The sequence below is a fragment of the Streptomyces endophyticus genome, assembly GCF_035798155.1.
Lineage (GTDB): Bacteria > Actinomycetota > Actinomycetes > Streptomycetales > Streptomycetaceae > Streptomyces > Streptomyces endophyticus.
This window is the reverse complement of sequence record NZ_JAOZYC010000094.1, coordinates 45,170-60,453: the sequence shown is the minus strand read 5'-3', so window position 1 is coordinate 60,453 and position 15,284 is coordinate 45,170. Positions and strand designations below refer to the sequence as shown.

Sequence of the window (15,284 nt, the reverse complement as noted above, 5' to 3'; positions counted from 1 at the left end):
CCGGGCAGCGGTGCGGCCTTCAGGGGCGCGGGGAACTGCGCGACCGCAACCACGGTTGTGCGCGTCATTGGGGACGAGCCGGACAACGGTGCGGCCTTCAGGGGCGCGGGGAACTGCGCAAGCCCAGCCACGGTGTGGCGCGCCATCCGGCTCGGCCACACCACGACTCGGCCACAACGACTCCGGCTACGCGCTGCGCGCCCACGCCCGGCTGCCGCCGATCCACGTCTCCTGGACGCGAATCCCGGCCAAGTCCTCGGCGGGCACGTGCAACGGATCGGCATCCAGCACGACGAAGTCCGCCAGCATGCCGGAGGCAAGCGCGCCGACCGCGTGCTCGCGGTGCAGGGCGCTCGCCGCGGCCGCCGTGTGCGCGTGCAGACCGGCCTCGACCGGCAGGCGCAGCGACTCGTCGCCGAGGACGGTGCCGAGGACCGTGCGCCGGGTGGCCGCGGCGGACACCGCCTCCAGCGGGGCGGGCGGGGCCACCGGCGCGTCCGAGGAGAAGACGACCGGCACACCGGCCTCGGGGCAGCGGCCCGCCGGGTTGTAGCGGTGCCCCATCTCGCCGATCGCGGTCAACGTGCCGTCGCCGGTGCGCAGATGGTGCTGCGGCTGCATGACGGGGACGACGCCGAGCGCGCCCATCCGCTCGATCTGCTCGTCCGTCGGAAGACCCGAGTGCTCGATGCGGTGGCGCATGTCGGGGCGCTCCCGGTCGGCCTGCGCCTTCTCGATCGCGTCGAGCACCATGCCGATGGCGTACGGGGACTGGGCGTGCGTGGCGGTCTGCAGGCCGGCGGCGTGGGCGCGGCGCACGATCTCCGCGTACTCCTCGACCGAGTGGTACAGCTGCCCGTGGTGGCAGCAGTCGGCGGCGTAACCCTCGGGGAAGTACGCGGTCCAGCCGCCGAGCGTGCCGTCGGCGTAGAACTTCACGCCCTGGATGCGGAAGCGGTCGTCGCCGAAGCCGCGCACCGCGCCCAGTTCGAGGGCGGTGTCGAGCAGCGCGGAGGTCAGGTAGGCGGACACACGCATCCGCAGCGAACCGTCGGCCCGCGCCCGCAGGTACGTCTCCATCTCGCGGCGCGAGACCTGCGCGTCGCCGATCGTGGTGACACCGGCGGCGAGGAACACCTCCTGGGCGCGCAGCAGATGGTCGGCCATGATGTCGTCGGGCTCGGACAGGTGGAAGTTCGGGCCGTGGTTGCCGATCTTCACGCCGGCCGGGCCGGTCAGCAGGTCGCAGGCGCCGTCCCACAGCTGCCCGTCGGGCTCGCCGTCGGCGAAGTGGCCGATGGTGCCGCCCTCGGGGGAGGGGGTGGTCGCGTCGATGCCGCAGGTGCGCAGGGTGTGGGAGTTGACGACGCCGCCGTGCCCGGAGGCGTTCATGACGTAGACCTCGCGGTCGTCGGCGACGCGGTCCAGGTCGTGGCAGCTGGGGTGGCGGCCCTCGGTGAGCCGCCGGTGCTCGTAGCCGAAGCCGCGGATCGGGACGCCGCCCGGCAGGTCGCGGGCCGCCTCCTGGAGCACCTCGACGAGCGTGTCGATGTCCGGCACGCGCTCGGGGCGCAGGTCGACCCAGGCGAGCGCCTGTCCGTACATCACCGGGTGGCAGTGGGCGTCCACGAAGCCGGGGTGGACGAGGCCGCCGTCGAGGCGGAGCTCTTCGTCGACCCGGCCGCCGAGTGCGGCGCGGGCCTCCTCGACGGTGCCGACGTGCACGATGCGCTCGCCGCGTACGGCGAGGGCCTCGGCCCGGACGGTGGTGCCCGCGGCGGCTACGGCGGCGCCGGTGACGAGGAGCGTGTGCTCGGGGGAGCGGGGCATGGCAGGCCTGCCTTCGACCGGGAACGAACAGGGGGTGCGCCGACAGACGATTCGGCTTGCAGAACCATAGATAGCGAACGACTGATTGACCAGAGGGTCGGTCTAGGAATGTTTGTAACGTCGAATCGCCTGTTGGGTTACGTATCGGCTGTGCACCCCTACGGGCCGCCCGTGGGGTCAGTCCGTGCGCGGCCCCAGGTCGTAGCGCTCCTTGATCAGTTCGAGGTGGAGCCAGCTCTCCACCTCCCGTACGGCGGGCAGGGCGCGCATCTCCTCGAGCGTGGCGCGCACGGCCGCGAACGACTCCGCGGTGATCGTGCCGACCAGTTCGGCGCCGCCCAGGCACGTCGACAGGAACGTCACGCGCCCGAAGGTGGCGATCCGCTCGGCGAGGTCCGCCGCCGCGCCGTCGACCCGCAGGCTGAACCCGCACAGGTACCCCATGCCGAGCACGTCGGGGCGGACCAGGGCCACCACCTTGGCCACCCCGCCCTCCAGCAGGCGCAGGGTGCGTGCGCGGGTCGCGCCCGCCGACAGGCCGACGCGCGCGGCGAGTTCCGCGAAGGCCAGGCGGCCGTCGTCCTCGAGTTCGGCGAGGATCCGCTCGTCCACCGCGTCGAGCGCGCTCACGGTCGGCTCCCGCGTGAGGAGGTAGGGGTCCTTCACGTGGCGGGTCGCGACGAGTGCGTCCACCGCGCGTACGCCCGGCATGGCCCGGATCTGCTCGATGGTCCGGTCGAGCGCGCCGAAGCCCGCGGTGCGCAGCTCCGTCATGATGGCGCGCCGCCCGCTGGTCAGCGTCACGAACGGCGCCTCGGGCAGCGCGGCGATCGCGCGGGCCGCCGGGCCCGCCGGACCGTCGGTGTCGATCGCCAGATGCGCGGAGGCCGACAGATCGCGCACCGCCGGGTGCACGATCGCCACGACCCGTACGGCGCCCGACTCCTGGAGCCGCTGCGCGCGCATCCGTGCCGCGGGCCGGGACAGGCCCACGCGCTGGGCGAGGGTCTCGTACGTGAGGCGGCCGTCGCCCTGCAACTCGCGCACGATGCCCAGGTCGGTCTCGTCGAGATCCACGTGCTGTTCCCCTCGGCGGTTCGGTTCCGGCCCGGCCGTGGACCGGCCGGGCGCCCGCTCATTGTCGGTCACCGGGTGGGCGACCGTCTCGTTCGGTCTGGACAATTGTGGCAGTCGAAACGTAGGTTTCGTTCCCGTAAGTCGATCGAATCATTTCTGATGGCCCTGGAGGATGGTGTGCCGCGACCCGTCGTCGTGATCACCGACACCGAGGAACTGGACCCCGCACCGGGCATCCGTCTCCTCGCCGACGCCGGCTGGGAGGTGCGGGTCGCCGGCAGCCGGGACCCGGAGGCGATCGGCGCCGTCGCGCACGACGCCGACGCGCTGATCGTCGGGTACGCGCGCGTGGACGCGGACCTGCTCGACCGCGTGCCCAAGGTGCGGATGCTCGCCACCATGTCCGCGGGCTACGACATGGTCGACATCGCGGAGGCGGAGCGGCGCGGCCTGTGGGTGGCGAACCTGCCGGGCGGCGCGACCGAGGACGTCGCCGTGCACGCCCTCGCCCAGGCGCTCGCGCTGACCCGCCGCCTGCCGCAGGCCGACGCCGTGGTCCGCTCCGGCGGCTGGAGCGGCGAGCTGCGCGAAGTGCCGCGCCGGGCGAGCGAGTTGACGCTCGGCCTGGTCGGCATGGGACGCATCGCGCGCACCCTCGCCCGCCTCGCCGCACCCCTCTTCGGCGGGATCGCCGCGCACGACCCGCGCGCCACGGACTGGCCCGAGGGCGTCGAACGCCTCGACCTGGACACGCTCGTGGAGCGCGCCGACGTCCTGTCGCTGCACATCCCCTCCACCCCGCAGACCAAGGGCCTGGTCGACGCCGGCCTGCTGTCCCGCATGCGCCCCGGCAGCGTCCTCGTCAACGTCTCCCGGGGCGACCTCGTCGACCCGGTCGCCCTGCTCGCCGCCCTCGACGGCGGGCACCTCGCGGGCGCCGCCCTCGACGTCTTCCCCGTCGAACCGCCCGCGGCGGACGACCGGTTGCGCAGCCACCCGCGCCTGCTGCTCTCGCCGCACAGCGCCTTCCTCTCCGACGCCTCACTGCGCGCCTACGTCACCGAGCCCGCGCGCAACGTCATCGCCTGGTGGGCCACCGGACGCCCGCACACCCCCGTCGTCGACCCCACCTCTCGTAACGCCTCCCGCACCACCTCCCGCACCGCCTCTCGTACGCAAGGAGTACTCGCGTGACCGACACCCTCACCGCCCCCGTCACGGCCGACGACGCCGCCCGGGAGGAGCTGCGCCTGCGCCGCGAACTGGCCGCCGTCTACCGCCTGGTCGCGCACTTCCGCATGACCGACCTGATCTTCACGCACATCTCGCAGCGCCTCCCGGGTCCGGACAACCACTTCCTGATCAACCCCTACGGCCTGCTGTTCGAGGAGATAACCGCCTCGAACCTGGTGAAGATCGACCTCGACGGCAACGCGGTCGAGCCGAGCCCGCACCCCGTCAACCCGGCCGGCTTCATGATCCACAGCGCGATCCACAAGGCCCGCCCCGACGCCCACTGCGTGCTGCACACCCACACCAAGGCCGGCTGCGCCGTCGCCGCGCAGCAGGGCGGGCTGCTCCCGGTCAACCAGATGTCGATGGAGTTCCACAACCGCGTCGGCTACCACGACTACGAAGGCGTCGCCCTCAACTTCGACGAGCAGAAGCGCCTCGTCGAGGACCTCGGCACGCAGCCCGCGCTGATCCTGCGCAACCACGGCCTGCTGACCGTCGGCGAGAGCGCCAAGCAGGCGTTCCTGCGCATGTACTACCTGGAGAAGGCCTGCGAGATCCAGGTCACCGCCCAGGCGGGCGGACAGCTGATCATCCCCTCCGAGCAGGTCTGCGAGTACACCGCCCAGCAGCTCACCGGCGAGGGCGAGGCGTCCTCGGACGTCGAGGACGACATCGCGTACGACCTGGCCTGGGGCGCGCTGCTGCGACTCGTCGAGCGGACCGCGCCGGACTACAAGGACTGAGCGCGCCGGGATCCGGCCCCTCGCGGCCGGATCCCGGGACCGCCTACCGGCGCTGTACCGCCGCTCTCCCCTCGCCGTGCACGCTGCACGCAGCCGAGCCGCCCCAAGCGGCGGCACATCGAGGGGGAGGGCCATGGGTTCCTCGAAAGGCACATCCGCGCGGTCCCGCACGTCCCTGCTGGACGCGGGCCCGTACGCCTACTCACGCACCCGGCGCTCCTGCGCCGACTGCGACCTCGCAGTGGGCCGACAACTGCACCGGCACGTCCGCGCGGTCCCCGCGGAGGTCGTCCGGGTGCGCGCGGCCGTGCTCGCCGCACTGACCGCCTGGGGATGCCCGCCGGGCGCCGTCGACGACGGTGAGCTGCTCGTCAGCGAACTCGTCACCAACGCCGTCGTGCACACCGCCGACACCACGGTCGCCGTCAACGTGGTGGACCTCGGGAACCGGCTGCTCATCGAGGTCACCGACTCCTCGCCGGTCCGCCCCGCGCTGCGCGCGGCGGGGCCGCAGGACGAACGGGGACGCGGGATGCAGCTCGTGGAGGCCGTCGCCTCGGCCTGGGGCTCGCGCAGGGAACCGGGCCGCGGCAAGACCACCTGGTGCACGCTCGCCCTGGACGGCGGCGACACGGCACGGCGGGCCCGATGAACACGCAGCGGGGGAGCGTCTACCGGTGGGACATCCACCGCGTCGCGGGCAGCCGCCATCAGCACGGCCCCTGCGGCACCAGCGTCAGTGAGGACGGCGCGCGTGCGTGCGTCGAGGCGGCCCTCACCGTCGCCGCCGACCCGGGCGCGTACGCCTGGGGCCTGCTCAGCCGCGTGCGCTCCCAGGCGCCCGGGGCGGCGGGGACCCCGGCGGCCGGCCCGCGCACGCCGATCGCGTGGGCCGCGCCGGGGCCCGACGGCACCGTCGCCTGGCTGCCCCACGGGGCGACGGCCCTGCGCCCCGCCCCCGTCGATCGCCCCCGGCACATCGCCGAACTGGAACAACGGGCCGCCGTCATCCACGAGTTCGCGTCCGCCGCCGTCCCCGAGCTGCTGCGCACGGAGGACTACGCGCGCGCCCTGTGCGCCACGGCCCACCCGCTCGACCCGCCCCTGCGGATCGAACAGCGCCTGGCGGCCGTCGCCCGGCGCCGGCGCATCCTGGCCCGCCGCGAACCGGCGCACCTCGTCGTGCTCCTCGACGAGGGCGTTCTGCGCCACCGCGTCGGCGGGGAGCGGGTGATGAGCGGGCAGCTCGGGCACCTCCTCGACAGTGGCGCACTGCCCCGGATCCACCTCCGGGTGCTTCCCTTCGGGGCGCGGGACCACCCGGGCGCGCTGCCGCCGTTCCGGATCCTGGGCTTCGGGGAGGGGCCCGACGTGCTGTGCGGCGAGTCCTCCCTCGGCGCGCAGAGCACGGTCGACGCCGGGCGGATCAGGGAGCACCGGCTCGCCTTCCGGCTGATCCGGTCCCGGGCCCTGTCATGGGACGACACACGGGAACTGATCCGCGAACTCAAGGGGGAACTCGACCGCGGTGTCCCCGCACCTTGGTGAACCTCCTTGTCCCGCACGTGAGTTCGCACCACAATCGGGGGCCACCCCACCCGTCCGACAAGAGCGCGGGAGACGGCACAGGACACATGACACATGACACGAGGCCATGAGATATAGATTGCTCGGGCCGCTCGGCCTGTGGCGCGACGGCGCTCAGGTGCCGCTCACGCCGGCGAAGTGGCGCATGCTCCTGGCCGTCCTGCTGTGCGAGGCCAACCAACTCGTCTCCACCGACCGGCTGGTCGAGGAACTCTGGGGCCCCCACCCGCCGCAGAGCGTCCACAAACTGCTCCAGGGCTACGTCTCGCGGGTGCGTCGCGCGCTCGGTGACACCTCGGGCGACGTCCTGGTCACCCATGTACACGGCTACCGGGCCCATGGGTACCGGCTCCTCGTCGAGCCCGGCGCCGTCGACGCCCACCGCTTCGCCGACCTCGTCCAGGAAGCCGGCCGCGACCTCAAGCGCAACGCCGCGAAGGCCGCCGCCGAACGGCTCGCCGAGGCCCTCGACCTGTGGCACGACACCCCCTTCGCCGACGTGCCGCCGACCCCCGCGGTGGAGACCGAGACCACCCGCCTCGTCGCCGCGCACACCCAGGCCCGCGAACTCCTCATCGAGGCGCGTCTGCGGCTGGGCCACCACGAGGCGGTCCTCGGCGAACTCCAGGCTCTGTCCGCCGAACACCCCCTGCGCGAGGCGCTGCGGGCCCGGCTGATGCTCGCCCTGTACCGCTGCGGCCGTCAGGCCGACGCCCTGAGCTCCTACCGCGACCTGCGCCGCAGCCTCGCCGACGACCTGGGCATCGAACCGGGACCGCCGGTGCGCGAACTCCACCAGCGCATCCTCACCGGCGACACCTCCCTGCTCCTGGAACCCGAACCGCCCGAGGCGCCCGAGCCCGCGGAGGTCGACCGTGCCCCGGCCGAGGCGCCGGCCCGCGTCCCGCGTGAACTGCCGCACACCACCGCCGAGTTCCTCGGCCGCACCGGCGAGGCGTCCGTCCTCCAGGAGATCCTCGGCTCCACCGGACGCGGCCGTCTCGCCATCGCCGCGATCGACGGCACCGGCGGCGTCGGCAAGTCGGCCCTGGCCATCCACGCGGCGCACCGGCTCGCCGACCGCTTCCCCGACGGCCAGTTCTACGTGGATCTGCACGGCGCCACCGCGGGCCTCTCGCCCCTCGAACCGGTGGAGGTGCTCGGCCGCTTCCTCAGCACGCTGGGCGTGCCGCGCGTCGCCGTTCCCACCAACACGGAGGAGGCGGCCGCCGCGTTCCGCTCCATGGTCGCCGACCGGCGCGTCCTGGTCGTCCTCGACAACGCGGCGGGCGTGGAACAGGTGCGCCCGCTGCTGCCCGCAGGGCCCGGCTGCGCCGTCCTGATCACCAGCCGCGAAATGCTCACGACGCTGGAGGGCGCCAGCCAACTGCACCTCGGCGTGCTCTTCCACGACCAGGCGATGGCGCTCCTGGAGAGGCTGCTCGGCGCGGACCGGGTCGGCGCAGAGACCGAGGCGGCCGACGCGATCATCCGGATGTGCGGCGGGCTTCCGCTCGCCCTGCGGATCGTCGGCGCCCGCCTCGCCGCCCGTCCCAGCTGGCCGCTGAGCGCCTTCGTCGAGCGGCTCAGTGACGCACAGGGACGCCTCGACGAGATCAGCGTCGGCGACATCTCGGTCCGCGCGAGCTTCCACGCCGGCTACCGGACCCTGTGCCACGGGGCCCACCCCAGCGACCAGGCCGCCGCCCGCGCGTTCCGGCTCCTGGGCGTCGTACCGGGATCGAGCACCAGCCTGCCCGCCGCGACCGCGCTGCTCGGCGTCCCCGCCGCCCGCGCCGAGGACGCGCTCGAACGCCTCGTCGACGCCCACCTGTTGAACAGCCCGGCCCCCGGCCGTTATCAAATGCACGACCTGCTCCGCCTGTTCGCCCGCGAGGTGTGCGCCGAGGAACCCGAGGCCGAACGCACCGGGGCCCTCGAACGCGTCCTGTGCTTCTACGCCGCCACCACCGGCCGCGCCGTGGCCCACCTGGAGGTGCCACCCGGCCTCGCCCGCCGGGCCGACGCCCCGACGCCGGTCCGCATCGACGACCTCGGGCAGGCGGAGGCCTGGCTGGACAGCGAGCGCGCCAACCTCATCGCCACCATCACGCACGCCTCCAGCGCGTCCGACGACGCGGCGCGCCACGCCGTCCGCCTCACCGGACTCCTGCACTGGTACCTCTACCCGTACGCCCGCGCACGGGAGTTGCGCACCCTCGGTGTACTCGCCATCCGCACCGCCCGCCGACTCGGCGACCGCAGGAGCGAGGCCCAGGGACTGCACAACCTGGCGGCGGTGTACTGGCTGCACGGCAGGCTCGACCACATGCGCCAGTGCCTGGACGCGGCGCTCGCCGTCTGGCGCTGGATCGGCGACGCCAAGGGGGAGCGGCGCACCCTGTACTGCCTCGCGGACGCGCTCACGGAGAAGGAGAAGTACGAGGAGTCCCTCACCGTGCAGCGGGCGCATCTCGCCCTGGCCCGCGCGGCGGACGACCGCACGGCCCTGGTGGTCGGCCTCGGCGACCTCGGCCGCGCCCTGCGCGGTCTCGGCCGCACCAACGACGCGCTGGAGGCCTACGCGGAGAGCGCCCGGATCGCGGACGAGACCGGCGACGACGGCCTGCAGTGCTTCGCCCTGCACGAAGTCAGCCGCATCCTCCTGTACGAGGGCAGGCACGTGGAGGCGGCGAAACTTCTTGCACGCGCCGCCGGGCTGGGCAGTGACCTCACGGGGTATGTCCGCTGGCGCGGACACGCGTGGAGCGCGTTCTTCCCCGCGTGCCTGAGCCTGGGCATGGGCCCGGAAACGCTCGGCCCACCGCCGCTGTAAACGGTTTCAAGCCGGCGGCGACCGGATCTACCGCCGCTCTACCGAACCGTTCTACCTTCAAGGACGCCTTGCACAAGGACCCATCTCACCACTCGGCAGGCCCCATGGACGCCACGGCACCCAGCGAGCAGCGCATCCTGCGGATCACCCGAACCGACGACCCGCCGGGGCTCGGCCTCGCGGGGGAACTGGACACCACCCGGTACGGCGTCGTCGCGCAGGCGCTCGCGGACCTCGCGGAGGTGGACGGCGAACTCCACCTCGACCTCGGCGGGTTGACCTTCATCGACCTCGGGGCGCTGCGCCTGCTCGCGGGCATCGGACACCGCCGCGGCCCGCGCCGGGGGCTGGTCCTCGACCAGGTGGCACCGCAGGTGGCGGGCGTCATCGCGATCGTGGGCTGGGGCCGGCTGCCGGGCCTGGTACCGGGAACGGAGAGGACGGCATGACCATCGACGAGATCATCGAGGCGCTCGCCCGGCTCGGCCCGGCGGAAGGCCCGGGCTTCGACGAGCCGCTGGTCCACCAGCACCAGGCGGTGCTGTACGACGGAATGCCGGAGTTCCTCGCGGGCACCGTGCCGCACCTGCGCGAGGGCATCGAGGCGGGGGCGCCGACGCTCGCCGTGGCCCCGGCGCGCGAGGCCGACGCGCTGCGCGAGGCACTCGGCCAGGACGCCCCTGCGGTGCAGTTCCTCCACCCCCTGGACGTCTACACGAATCCCGTGCGGGCCATGGCCGCGATATCGGCGGTCGCCAGGACGCTCGGCCCCCGCCCCGCCTGGGTGGTGGCGACCGACGACTGGGAACGCTACCCGGACCCCATCGAGTGGGTGCGTTACGAGGCGCTGCTCAACGTCAGCTTCCCCAACCAGCCCTTCCACAGCCTGTGTTGCTACGACACGAGCGTGGTGACATCCGAGGTCGTCGACCATGTGCGCCGCACCCACCCCGAGGTCTTCGAGGGCGAGGCCCTGCGGGACAGCCCCGTGTACGGAGACCAGACGGCCCTCCTCAAGGACCTTGACCGCCGGTCGCTGCCCGCCTCACCGCACACGGCCGCGTCCATGCGGATCCTGCCCGCGGACCTGCACGCCGTGCGCGCCTTCGTGGCCGAACAGGCGCGCGGCTGCGGAGTGACGGGCGACGCCCTGCACAACCTGCTGGTGGCCGTCACCGAGGTGGCGACCAACGCCATCCGCCACGGCGACGCCCCCGTCACCCTGCGCACCTGGCCGGACAAGGGCCTGATCTGCGAGATCACCGACTCCGGCGACTGGCAGCCCGACGCCCACCTCAGCTGGGACCCACCGGACTCCGCCGCGGACGCCGGCTTCGGTCTGTGGGGCGCGGGCATGCTGTGCGACACGGTGCAGGTGAGGCCGGGGGCCAAGGGGACGACGGTGCGGCTGCGGACCTGCGCGTGACCTGCCCGCAGCCGCATCCCCTCACCTCTTCCCGTACGGCAGCAGCGCCATCTCCCGGGCGTTCTTGATGGCGGAGGTCACCCGGCGCTGCTGGCGGACCGTGAGACGGGTGACGCGGCGGCTGCGGATCTTGCCGCGGTCGGAGACGAACTGGCGCAGCAGGTCGGTGTCCTTGTAGTCGACGTAGGTGATGCCGGCCGCGTCGAGCGGGTTCGGGCGCGGCTTGGCGGGCTTGCGGGGGATGCGGGAACGGGGCATGTCGGTTCCTTTCGGCGGGTCAGCGCGCGGGGTCGAGCAGCGGGTCGAAGGCGGCGGGGAGCCGGCTCCAGCCGGCCGGGCCCGCGCGGTACTCGGCGTCGGTGAGCAGGCAGGAGTCGAGGAGTGCGGTCAGGCCCTCGCGGTCGAGGGCGGGGGAGGTGAACACGAGGTGCTGGCAGCGGTCGCCGTGCTCGGGGTGCCAGTCCATGGCCGCCGCCGCGCGCCGCTCGGGCGGCATCAACTCCCAGGCGGCGTCGGGCAGTGAGTGCAGCCAGGGGCCGCAGTCGTCGACGCCCAGGGCGCCGCCCGCCGCGTCCCAGGACAGCAGGGTGTCGGGCCGGTCGGCGAGCCAGAAGCGCCCCCGGCTGCGGGCCGCGGCGCAGCACAGATCCTCCAGGGCGTCGTACAGCCGCTGCGGATGGAACGGCCGGTGCCGGTGCCATACGAGGGTGCCGACCCCGGCCTCCTCCGCTTCCTGCGGCAGCCGGGCACTGGCCGGGTGCTGGGCGGTGCGGGCCGCCTCGACGTCGAATCCGGCCAGGACGAGCCGGGCCAGTTCGGTGGAGCGGGCCGGCACCTGCTGCGCCGTGGGGTGCAGCTGGGCGAGCAGGGCCCGGTCCTCCTCGTCCGCCTCCGGGCTCTCGGTGACGGCGACGACGGAGGCGTACTCCAGCTGCCGGGCCCAGGTGTCCGCGACCGTACGCTGATCGCTCGCGGCGGCCGCGAGCCCGGCCTCGGCGAGGTCGTCCCCGTTGCCGAGATAGGGCAGGACGAGCGCGGGGTCGACGGCCGTGACGACGCCGGTCAGCTGGAGCGCGGGCGCACCGTGCGCGGCGACGACGTCCGCCATGGCCTGCGGTTCGACGGAGTCCCACAGCTCCACGACGGCGAGGCGGGTCAGCCCGTCGCCCGCGAGGCGTTCGAGCTCCGGCACGAGGTCCTCGCGCAGGGCGCAGCAGGCGCAGTCGTTGACCAACGGCGCCTCGCCGCGGCCGAGTTCACCGGAGGCGTCCCGGACGGTGCGGGTCACGGTCCCCGACGGGGCGGTGCCGAGGTCGTGGTGGAGGGCCACGCTGGACGGCACCGCGTCGAGCAGGCCCCGCACCACCTCCCGGCGCGCTTCGCTGTGCAGGCCGCCGACGATCACGACGGGCAGCCGGTCGCGGCGCCCCATCACCGGGCCCCTCGGCGGCCGAAGCGACGCTCGAAGCGCTCGACGCGTCCCGCGGTGTCCATGACGCGGGCGGTGCCGGTGTAGAAGGGGTGGCTCGCCGAGGAGACCTCGACGTCGTACACGGGGTAGGTGTGCCCGTCCTCCCACTCGACGGTGCGGTCGGTGGTGAGCGTGGAACGGGTCAGGAAGGCGAATCCGGCGGCCTTGTCGCGGAAGACAACGGGCCGGTAGGCCGGGTGGATGCCGGGCTTCATGGCGGACTCCAGGTGGTTCGGATGGGTCGGATGGTTCGGGTGGTCGTGCGGGGGTGTGGAGGTGTGGCGCTCAGCGTTCTTCGCGGAAGTCGACGTGGCGGCCGACCACGGGGTCGTACTTGCGCAGGACCAGGCGGTCCGGGTTGTTCCTGCGGTTCTTGCGGGTGACGTAGGTGTAGCCCGTGCCTGCCGTTGAGCGGAGTTTGAGGATCGGGCGCAGTTCGTTGCGTGCCATGCCGCTACTATATGGCAATGGTTTCCATGTTCAATAACGGGGCCATGGTCACGCACGACACAGCACGACGGAGAGGGACCGCATGTCCGCCCACTGCCAACTGACAGGCACCGCACCGCGCTTCGGCAACCGCATCTCCCACTCGCACCGGCGCACCTCGCGCCGCTTCGACCCGAACATCCAGCGCAAGCGCTACTGGCTGGCCAGTGAGGGCCGTAGCGTGCGACTGACCCTGAGCGTCAGGGGGGTCAAGACGGTCGACGTCATCGGCGTCGAGGCCGCGGTCGCGCGGATCCGGTCCCGAGGGGGAAAGGTCTGATGGCGAAGCAGAGCAAGATCGCGAAGAACGAGAAGCGGAAGGCGATCGTCGAGCGGCACGCCGCCCGGCGCGCGGCACTGAAGGAGATCATCCGCCGCCCCGGCACCCCGGAGGCCGAGCGCACCGCGGCCCTGGCCGAACTGCGCCGCCAGCCCCGCGACGCCAGCGCGACCCGGGTCCGCAACCGCGACAGCGTGGACGGCAGGCCGCGCGGGCATCTGCGCAAGTTCGGCCTGTCCCGCGTGCGGCTGCGGGAGGAGGCACACGCCGGACACCTGCCGGGGGTCACCAAGTCCTCCTGGTGACAGCGCCGCGCGCGGGCGCCCGACCGGGCCACGCCCTGGTCGGGCGCCCGGCGTGGTCGCCCGCATGGCGTGCGAGAGCAGGCGCGGCACGGCCGATCGTCGGACGATGGAGGGGAAACCGGAGAGCGTCGAGCCGAGGGGAGTGCCGCAGGTGGGTGGCGGGCGCGAGCGCGGAATCCCCGAAGAGGAGCCCGAGGAGCACGAGGCACCCGAGGCGTACGACGCCGAGGTGCGCCAGGTCGACGTGCTCAACCGGCTGGCGGGCCCGGCCTCCGGAGGGCCCGGTGCGGGCTCGGACCGGGCCCTGCGGCGTACGAGCCACCGCGACACCGACCTGCTCGTCACCGGACACGCGCTGGCGCGCATCGCGTCACTCGGGGAGGCCCTCGCCCTGATCTCCCAGCTGGCCGACGCCGACTTCCCGCTGCGCGGGCAGGCGGTCTTCCGGGCGGACCGCGAAGTGCTGCACTGCGTGGGCCAGTTCGGCCTGAGCGACGGCGAGTCCGACGCGTTCCGGCTGCCGCTGCGCACCGCCCACCCCGCCGCGCAGGTGGCCAGAACCGGTCGGCCCGTGGTGCTGGCCTCGCCGCAGGACTACCGGGACCGGTTCCCCTCCGCCAGTGGGTACGCGGAGCCGACACGGTACGAGGCCTGGGCGTTCCTGCCGCTCACCACGTACGGCCAGCTCACCGGCGTGTGGATGGCCGCCTTCGACGCCCCGGTGGAGACGACCGACGGCACCGGCACCTTCCTGGTGACCCTCGCCCGGCTGCTGGGCCAGTGCATCGAGCAGACCTACGACGGCCAGGCGGACCGCACCCTGTCCCAGAGCCTGCGCAGCAGCATGGGCAGGATCGGCCCGGGACCCGAAGGGGTCACCGTCACCGCCCGTTACGTACCCACCGGCGGCGGGCTCATGGTCGGCGGCGACTGGTTCGACAGCATCACCCTGCCCAACGGGCGCCTCGGCGTGGTGATCGGCGACGTCCAGGGCCACGACGTGCAGGCCGCCGGGCTGATGTCGCAACTGCGCACCGCCATCCACGCCTACGCGGCCGAGGGCCACGGCCCCGACGCCGTCCTCGTCCGCGCCTCGCACTTCCTGGCATCCCTCGACGAGGGCCGCTTCGCCACCTGCATCTATCTGGAGGCCGACCCCAGGACGGGCACGCTGCGCATCGCCCGCGCCGGGCACCCGCACCCGGTCCTGCGGCTCCCGGACGGCACCTGCCTGCTCAAGCACGTGCGCGGCGGCCTGCCCCTGGGGCTCGACCTCGGCGAGGACGACTACCCGGTCAGCGTCATCACGCTGCGTGAGAACGAGATCCTCATGCTGTGCACGGACGGCCTGATCGAGTCCGGCGGCCACGACATGTACTCCGGCTGGCTCCGGGTGCGGAGCGCGCTGACACCGGGCGGCGCCGACGACCTCGACGGCATGGCCGACCGGCTCCTGAACGCGGTGGTGGCCCCGCAGAGCACGCAGCCGGGCGACCGTCCGGTCACCTCGTTCACCGAGGACGACATCGCGCTGCTGCTCCTGCGCCGCGACCCGCTCGCCGACCACGCGGACCGGCCCGGACGCAACCTGCGGTTCACCCTCGAACAGGACCAGGCGCAGGGCATCGCCGACGCCCGCATCGAATTCCAGGGACTGCTCCACGACTGGGCCCGCCCCGAACAGGTCGACACCGTCCTGCTGCTCGTCTCCGAACTCCTCGGCAACGTACTGATCCACACCGAGCAGGCCGCCGTCCTGCGCGCCGACATCAGCGGCGCCGAGGGCCACCGCCGGCTGCGCGTGGAGGTCTCCGACCGCAGCGACGAGGTCCCCTCCCGCCGCGCCCCCGGCGAACTCTCCTCCTCGGGCCGCGGCCTCGTCCTCCTCGATCTCCTGGCCCACCGCTGGAACCTCCGCCCGGAGCCGGAGGGCAAGACGGTGTGGTTCGAACTGGACGAGGACGGCCCTGAGGAGCCGTAGGACCGTCCTTCGCGGCCCGGCCC

16 protein-coding genes are annotated in these 15,284 nt (G+C 73.5%); 10 read left to right on the top strand and 6 right to left on the bottom strand.

The genetic code is table 11. From position 1 onward, the window contains the following. Positions 1-186: 186 nt before the first annotated feature. Together OKJ99_RS13365 and OKJ99_RS13360 are read right to left on the bottom strand one after the other, a co-directional pair. On the bottom strand, positions 187-1,830 hold the full coding sequence (locus tag OKJ99_RS13365) for an amidohydrolase (RefSeq protein ID WP_326016285.1): 1,644 nt from the start codon (positions 1,828-1,830) through the stop codon (positions 187-189). 177 nt (positions 1,831-2,007) lie between these two features. Further along, positions 2,008-3,012 carry an Lrp/AsnC family transcriptional regulator gene (locus tag OKJ99_RS13360; RefSeq protein WP_326016284.1) on the bottom strand — a complete coding sequence of 335 codons (1,005 nt, stop codon included), beginning with the start codon at positions 3,010-3,012 and terminating at the stop codon, positions 2,008-2,010. Positions 3,013-3,066: 54 nt separating this feature from the next. Between OKJ99_RS13360 and OKJ99_RS13355 the strand changes: the two genes are divergently transcribed. The 7 genes from OKJ99_RS13355 (at position 3,067) to OKJ99_RS13325 (ending at position 10,735) form a co-directional block, all read left to right on the top strand. Then, positions 3,067-4,101: a C-terminal binding protein gene (locus OKJ99_RS13355; protein WP_326016283.1), complete on the top strand. Its 1,035-nt coding sequence runs from the start codon at positions 3,067-3,069 to the stop codon at positions 4,099-4,101. Continuing rightward, positions 4,098-4,886: a class II aldolase/adducin family protein gene (locus OKJ99_RS13350; RefSeq protein ID WP_326016282.1), complete on the top strand. Its 789-nt coding sequence runs from the start codon at positions 4,098-4,100 to the stop codon at positions 4,884-4,886. Before OKJ99_RS13355 ends, OKJ99_RS13350 begins: the two co-directional genes overlap by 4 nt. Before the next feature lie 133 nt (positions 4,887-5,019). Next, on the top strand, positions 5,020-5,538 hold the full coding sequence (locus OKJ99_RS13345; RefSeq protein ID WP_326016281.1) for an ATP-binding protein: 519 nt from the start codon (positions 5,020-5,022) through the stop codon (positions 5,536-5,538). Then, positions 5,535-6,434, top strand: coding sequence for a DUF5753 domain-containing protein (locus tag OKJ99_RS13340; protein ID WP_326016280.1), 900 nt, complete (start codon positions 5,535-5,537; stop codon positions 6,432-6,434). Before OKJ99_RS13345 ends, OKJ99_RS13340 begins: the two co-directional genes overlap by 4 nt. 106 nt (positions 6,435-6,540) lie before the next feature. Further along, positions 6,541-9,309: an AfsR/SARP family transcriptional regulator gene (locus OKJ99_RS13335; RefSeq protein ID WP_326016279.1), complete on the top strand. Its 2,769-nt coding sequence runs from the start codon at positions 6,541-6,543 to the stop codon at positions 9,307-9,309. A 104-nt stretch (positions 9,310-9,413) separates the two neighbouring features. Further along, on the top strand, positions 9,414-9,758 hold the full coding sequence (locus OKJ99_RS13330) for an STAS domain-containing protein (RefSeq protein WP_326016278.1): 345 nt from the start codon (positions 9,414-9,416) through the stop codon (positions 9,756-9,758). Continuing rightward, on the top strand, positions 9,755-10,735 hold the full coding sequence (locus OKJ99_RS13325; RefSeq protein WP_326016277.1) for a sensor histidine kinase: 981 nt from the start codon (positions 9,755-9,757) through the stop codon (positions 10,733-10,735). The genes OKJ99_RS13330 and OKJ99_RS13325 overlap by 4 nt, the downstream gene beginning before the upstream one ends. Before the next feature lie 21 nt (positions 10,736-10,756). Here the strand turns inward: OKJ99_RS13325 and rpsR are convergent, their stop codons facing one another. The 4 genes from rpsR to rpmG all read right to left on the bottom strand — a co-directional run bounded on the left by rpsR (position 10,757) and on the right by rpmG (position 12,656). Further along, complete coding sequence (gene rpsR, locus OKJ99_RS13320; RefSeq protein ID WP_326016276.1) at positions 10,757-10,993, bottom strand: 30S ribosomal protein S18; 237 nt, start codon at positions 10,991-10,993, stop codon at positions 10,757-10,759. A gap of 19 nt (positions 10,994-11,012) precedes the next feature. Next, positions 11,013-12,167 carry a CobW family GTP-binding protein gene (locus OKJ99_RS13315; RefSeq protein ID WP_326016275.1) on the bottom strand — a complete coding sequence of 385 codons (1,155 nt, stop codon included), beginning with the start codon at positions 12,165-12,167 and terminating at the stop codon, positions 11,013-11,015. Then, positions 12,167-12,421, bottom strand: a complete 255-nt coding sequence (locus OKJ99_RS13310) for a type B 50S ribosomal protein L31 (protein ID WP_326016274.1) — start codon at positions 12,419-12,421, stop codon at positions 12,167-12,169. Before OKJ99_RS13310 ends, OKJ99_RS13315 begins: the two co-directional genes overlap by 1 nt. A 70-nt stretch (positions 12,422-12,491) precedes the next feature. Further along, complete coding sequence (rpmG, locus tag OKJ99_RS13305) at positions 12,492-12,656, bottom strand: 50S ribosomal protein L33 (RefSeq protein ID WP_326016273.1); 165 nt, start codon at positions 12,654-12,656, stop codon at positions 12,492-12,494. An 82-nt stretch (positions 12,657-12,738) separates the two neighbouring features. Here rpmG and rpmB point away from each other — a divergent pair, with 82 nt between their 5' ends. From rpmB to OKJ99_RS13290, 3 genes are all read left to right on the top strand, one after another. Next, positions 12,739-12,975, top strand: coding sequence for a 50S ribosomal protein L28 (gene rpmB / locus OKJ99_RS13300; RefSeq protein WP_326016272.1), 237 nt, complete (start codon positions 12,739-12,741; stop codon positions 12,973-12,975). Next, positions 12,975-13,280, top strand: a complete 306-nt coding sequence (rpsN, locus tag OKJ99_RS13295) for a 30S ribosomal protein S14 (protein WP_326016271.1) — start codon at positions 12,975-12,977, stop codon at positions 13,278-13,280. Before rpmB ends, rpsN begins: the two co-directional genes overlap by 1 nt. A 106-nt stretch (positions 13,281-13,386) precedes the next feature. Beyond that, complete coding sequence (locus OKJ99_RS13290; RefSeq protein ID WP_326016270.1) at positions 13,387-15,261, top strand: SpoIIE family protein phosphatase; 1,875 nt, start codon at positions 13,387-13,389, stop codon at positions 15,259-15,261. Positions 15,262-15,284: the final 23 nt, after the last annotated feature.

Excerpts from the sequence above, each read along its gene's own strand:
- OKJ99_RS13365 (WP_326016285.1), bottom strand. The coding sequence starts at position 1,830 with ATGCCCCGCTCCCCCGAGCACACGCTCCTCGTCACCGGCGCCGCCGTA.
- OKJ99_RS13355 (WP_326016283.1), top strand. The coding sequence starts at position 3,067 with ATGGCCCTGGAGGATGGTGTGCCGCGACCCGTCGTCGTGATCACCGAC.
- OKJ99_RS13345 (WP_326016281.1), top strand. The coding sequence starts at position 5,020 with ATGGGTTCCTCGAAAGGCACATCCGCGCGGTCCCGCACGTCCCTGCTG.
- OKJ99_RS13340 (WP_326016280.1), top strand. The coding sequence starts at position 5,535 with ATGAACACGCAGCGGGGGAGCGTCTACCGGTGGGACATCCACCGCGTC.
- OKJ99_RS13335 (WP_326016279.1), top strand. The coding sequence starts at position 6,541 with ATGAGATATAGATTGCTCGGGCCGCTCGGCCTGTGGCGCGACGGCGCT.
- OKJ99_RS13330 (WP_326016278.1), top strand. The coding sequence starts at position 9,414 with ATGGACGCCACGGCACCCAGCGAGCAGCGCATCCTGCGGATCACCCGA.
- OKJ99_RS13325 (WP_326016277.1), top strand. The coding sequence starts at position 9,755 with ATGACCATCGACGAGATCATCGAGGCGCTCGCCCGGCTCGGCCCGGCG.
- rpsR (WP_326016276.1), bottom strand. The coding sequence starts at position 10,993 with ATGCCCCGTTCCCGCATCCCCCGCAAGCCCGCCAAGCCGCGCCCGAAC.
- OKJ99_RS13315 (WP_326016275.1), bottom strand. The coding sequence starts at position 12,167 with ATGGGGCGCCGCGACCGGCTGCCCGTCGTGATCGTCGGCGGCCTGCAC.
- OKJ99_RS13310 (WP_326016274.1), bottom strand. The coding sequence starts at position 12,421 with ATGAAGCCCGGCATCCACCCGGCCTACCGGCCCGTTGTCTTCCGCGAC.
- rpmG (WP_326016273.1), bottom strand. The coding sequence starts at position 12,656 with ATGGCACGCAACGAACTGCGCCCGATCCTCAAACTCCGCTCAACGGCA.
- rpmB (WP_326016272.1), top strand. The coding sequence starts at position 12,739 with ATGTCCGCCCACTGCCAACTGACAGGCACCGCACCGCGCTTCGGCAAC.
- rpsN (WP_326016271.1), top strand. The coding sequence starts at position 12,975 with ATGGCGAAGCAGAGCAAGATCGCGAAGAACGAGAAGCGGAAGGCGATC.
- OKJ99_RS13290 (WP_326016270.1), top strand. The coding sequence starts at position 13,387 with ATGGAGGGGAAACCGGAGAGCGTCGAGCCGAGGGGAGTGCCGCAGGTG.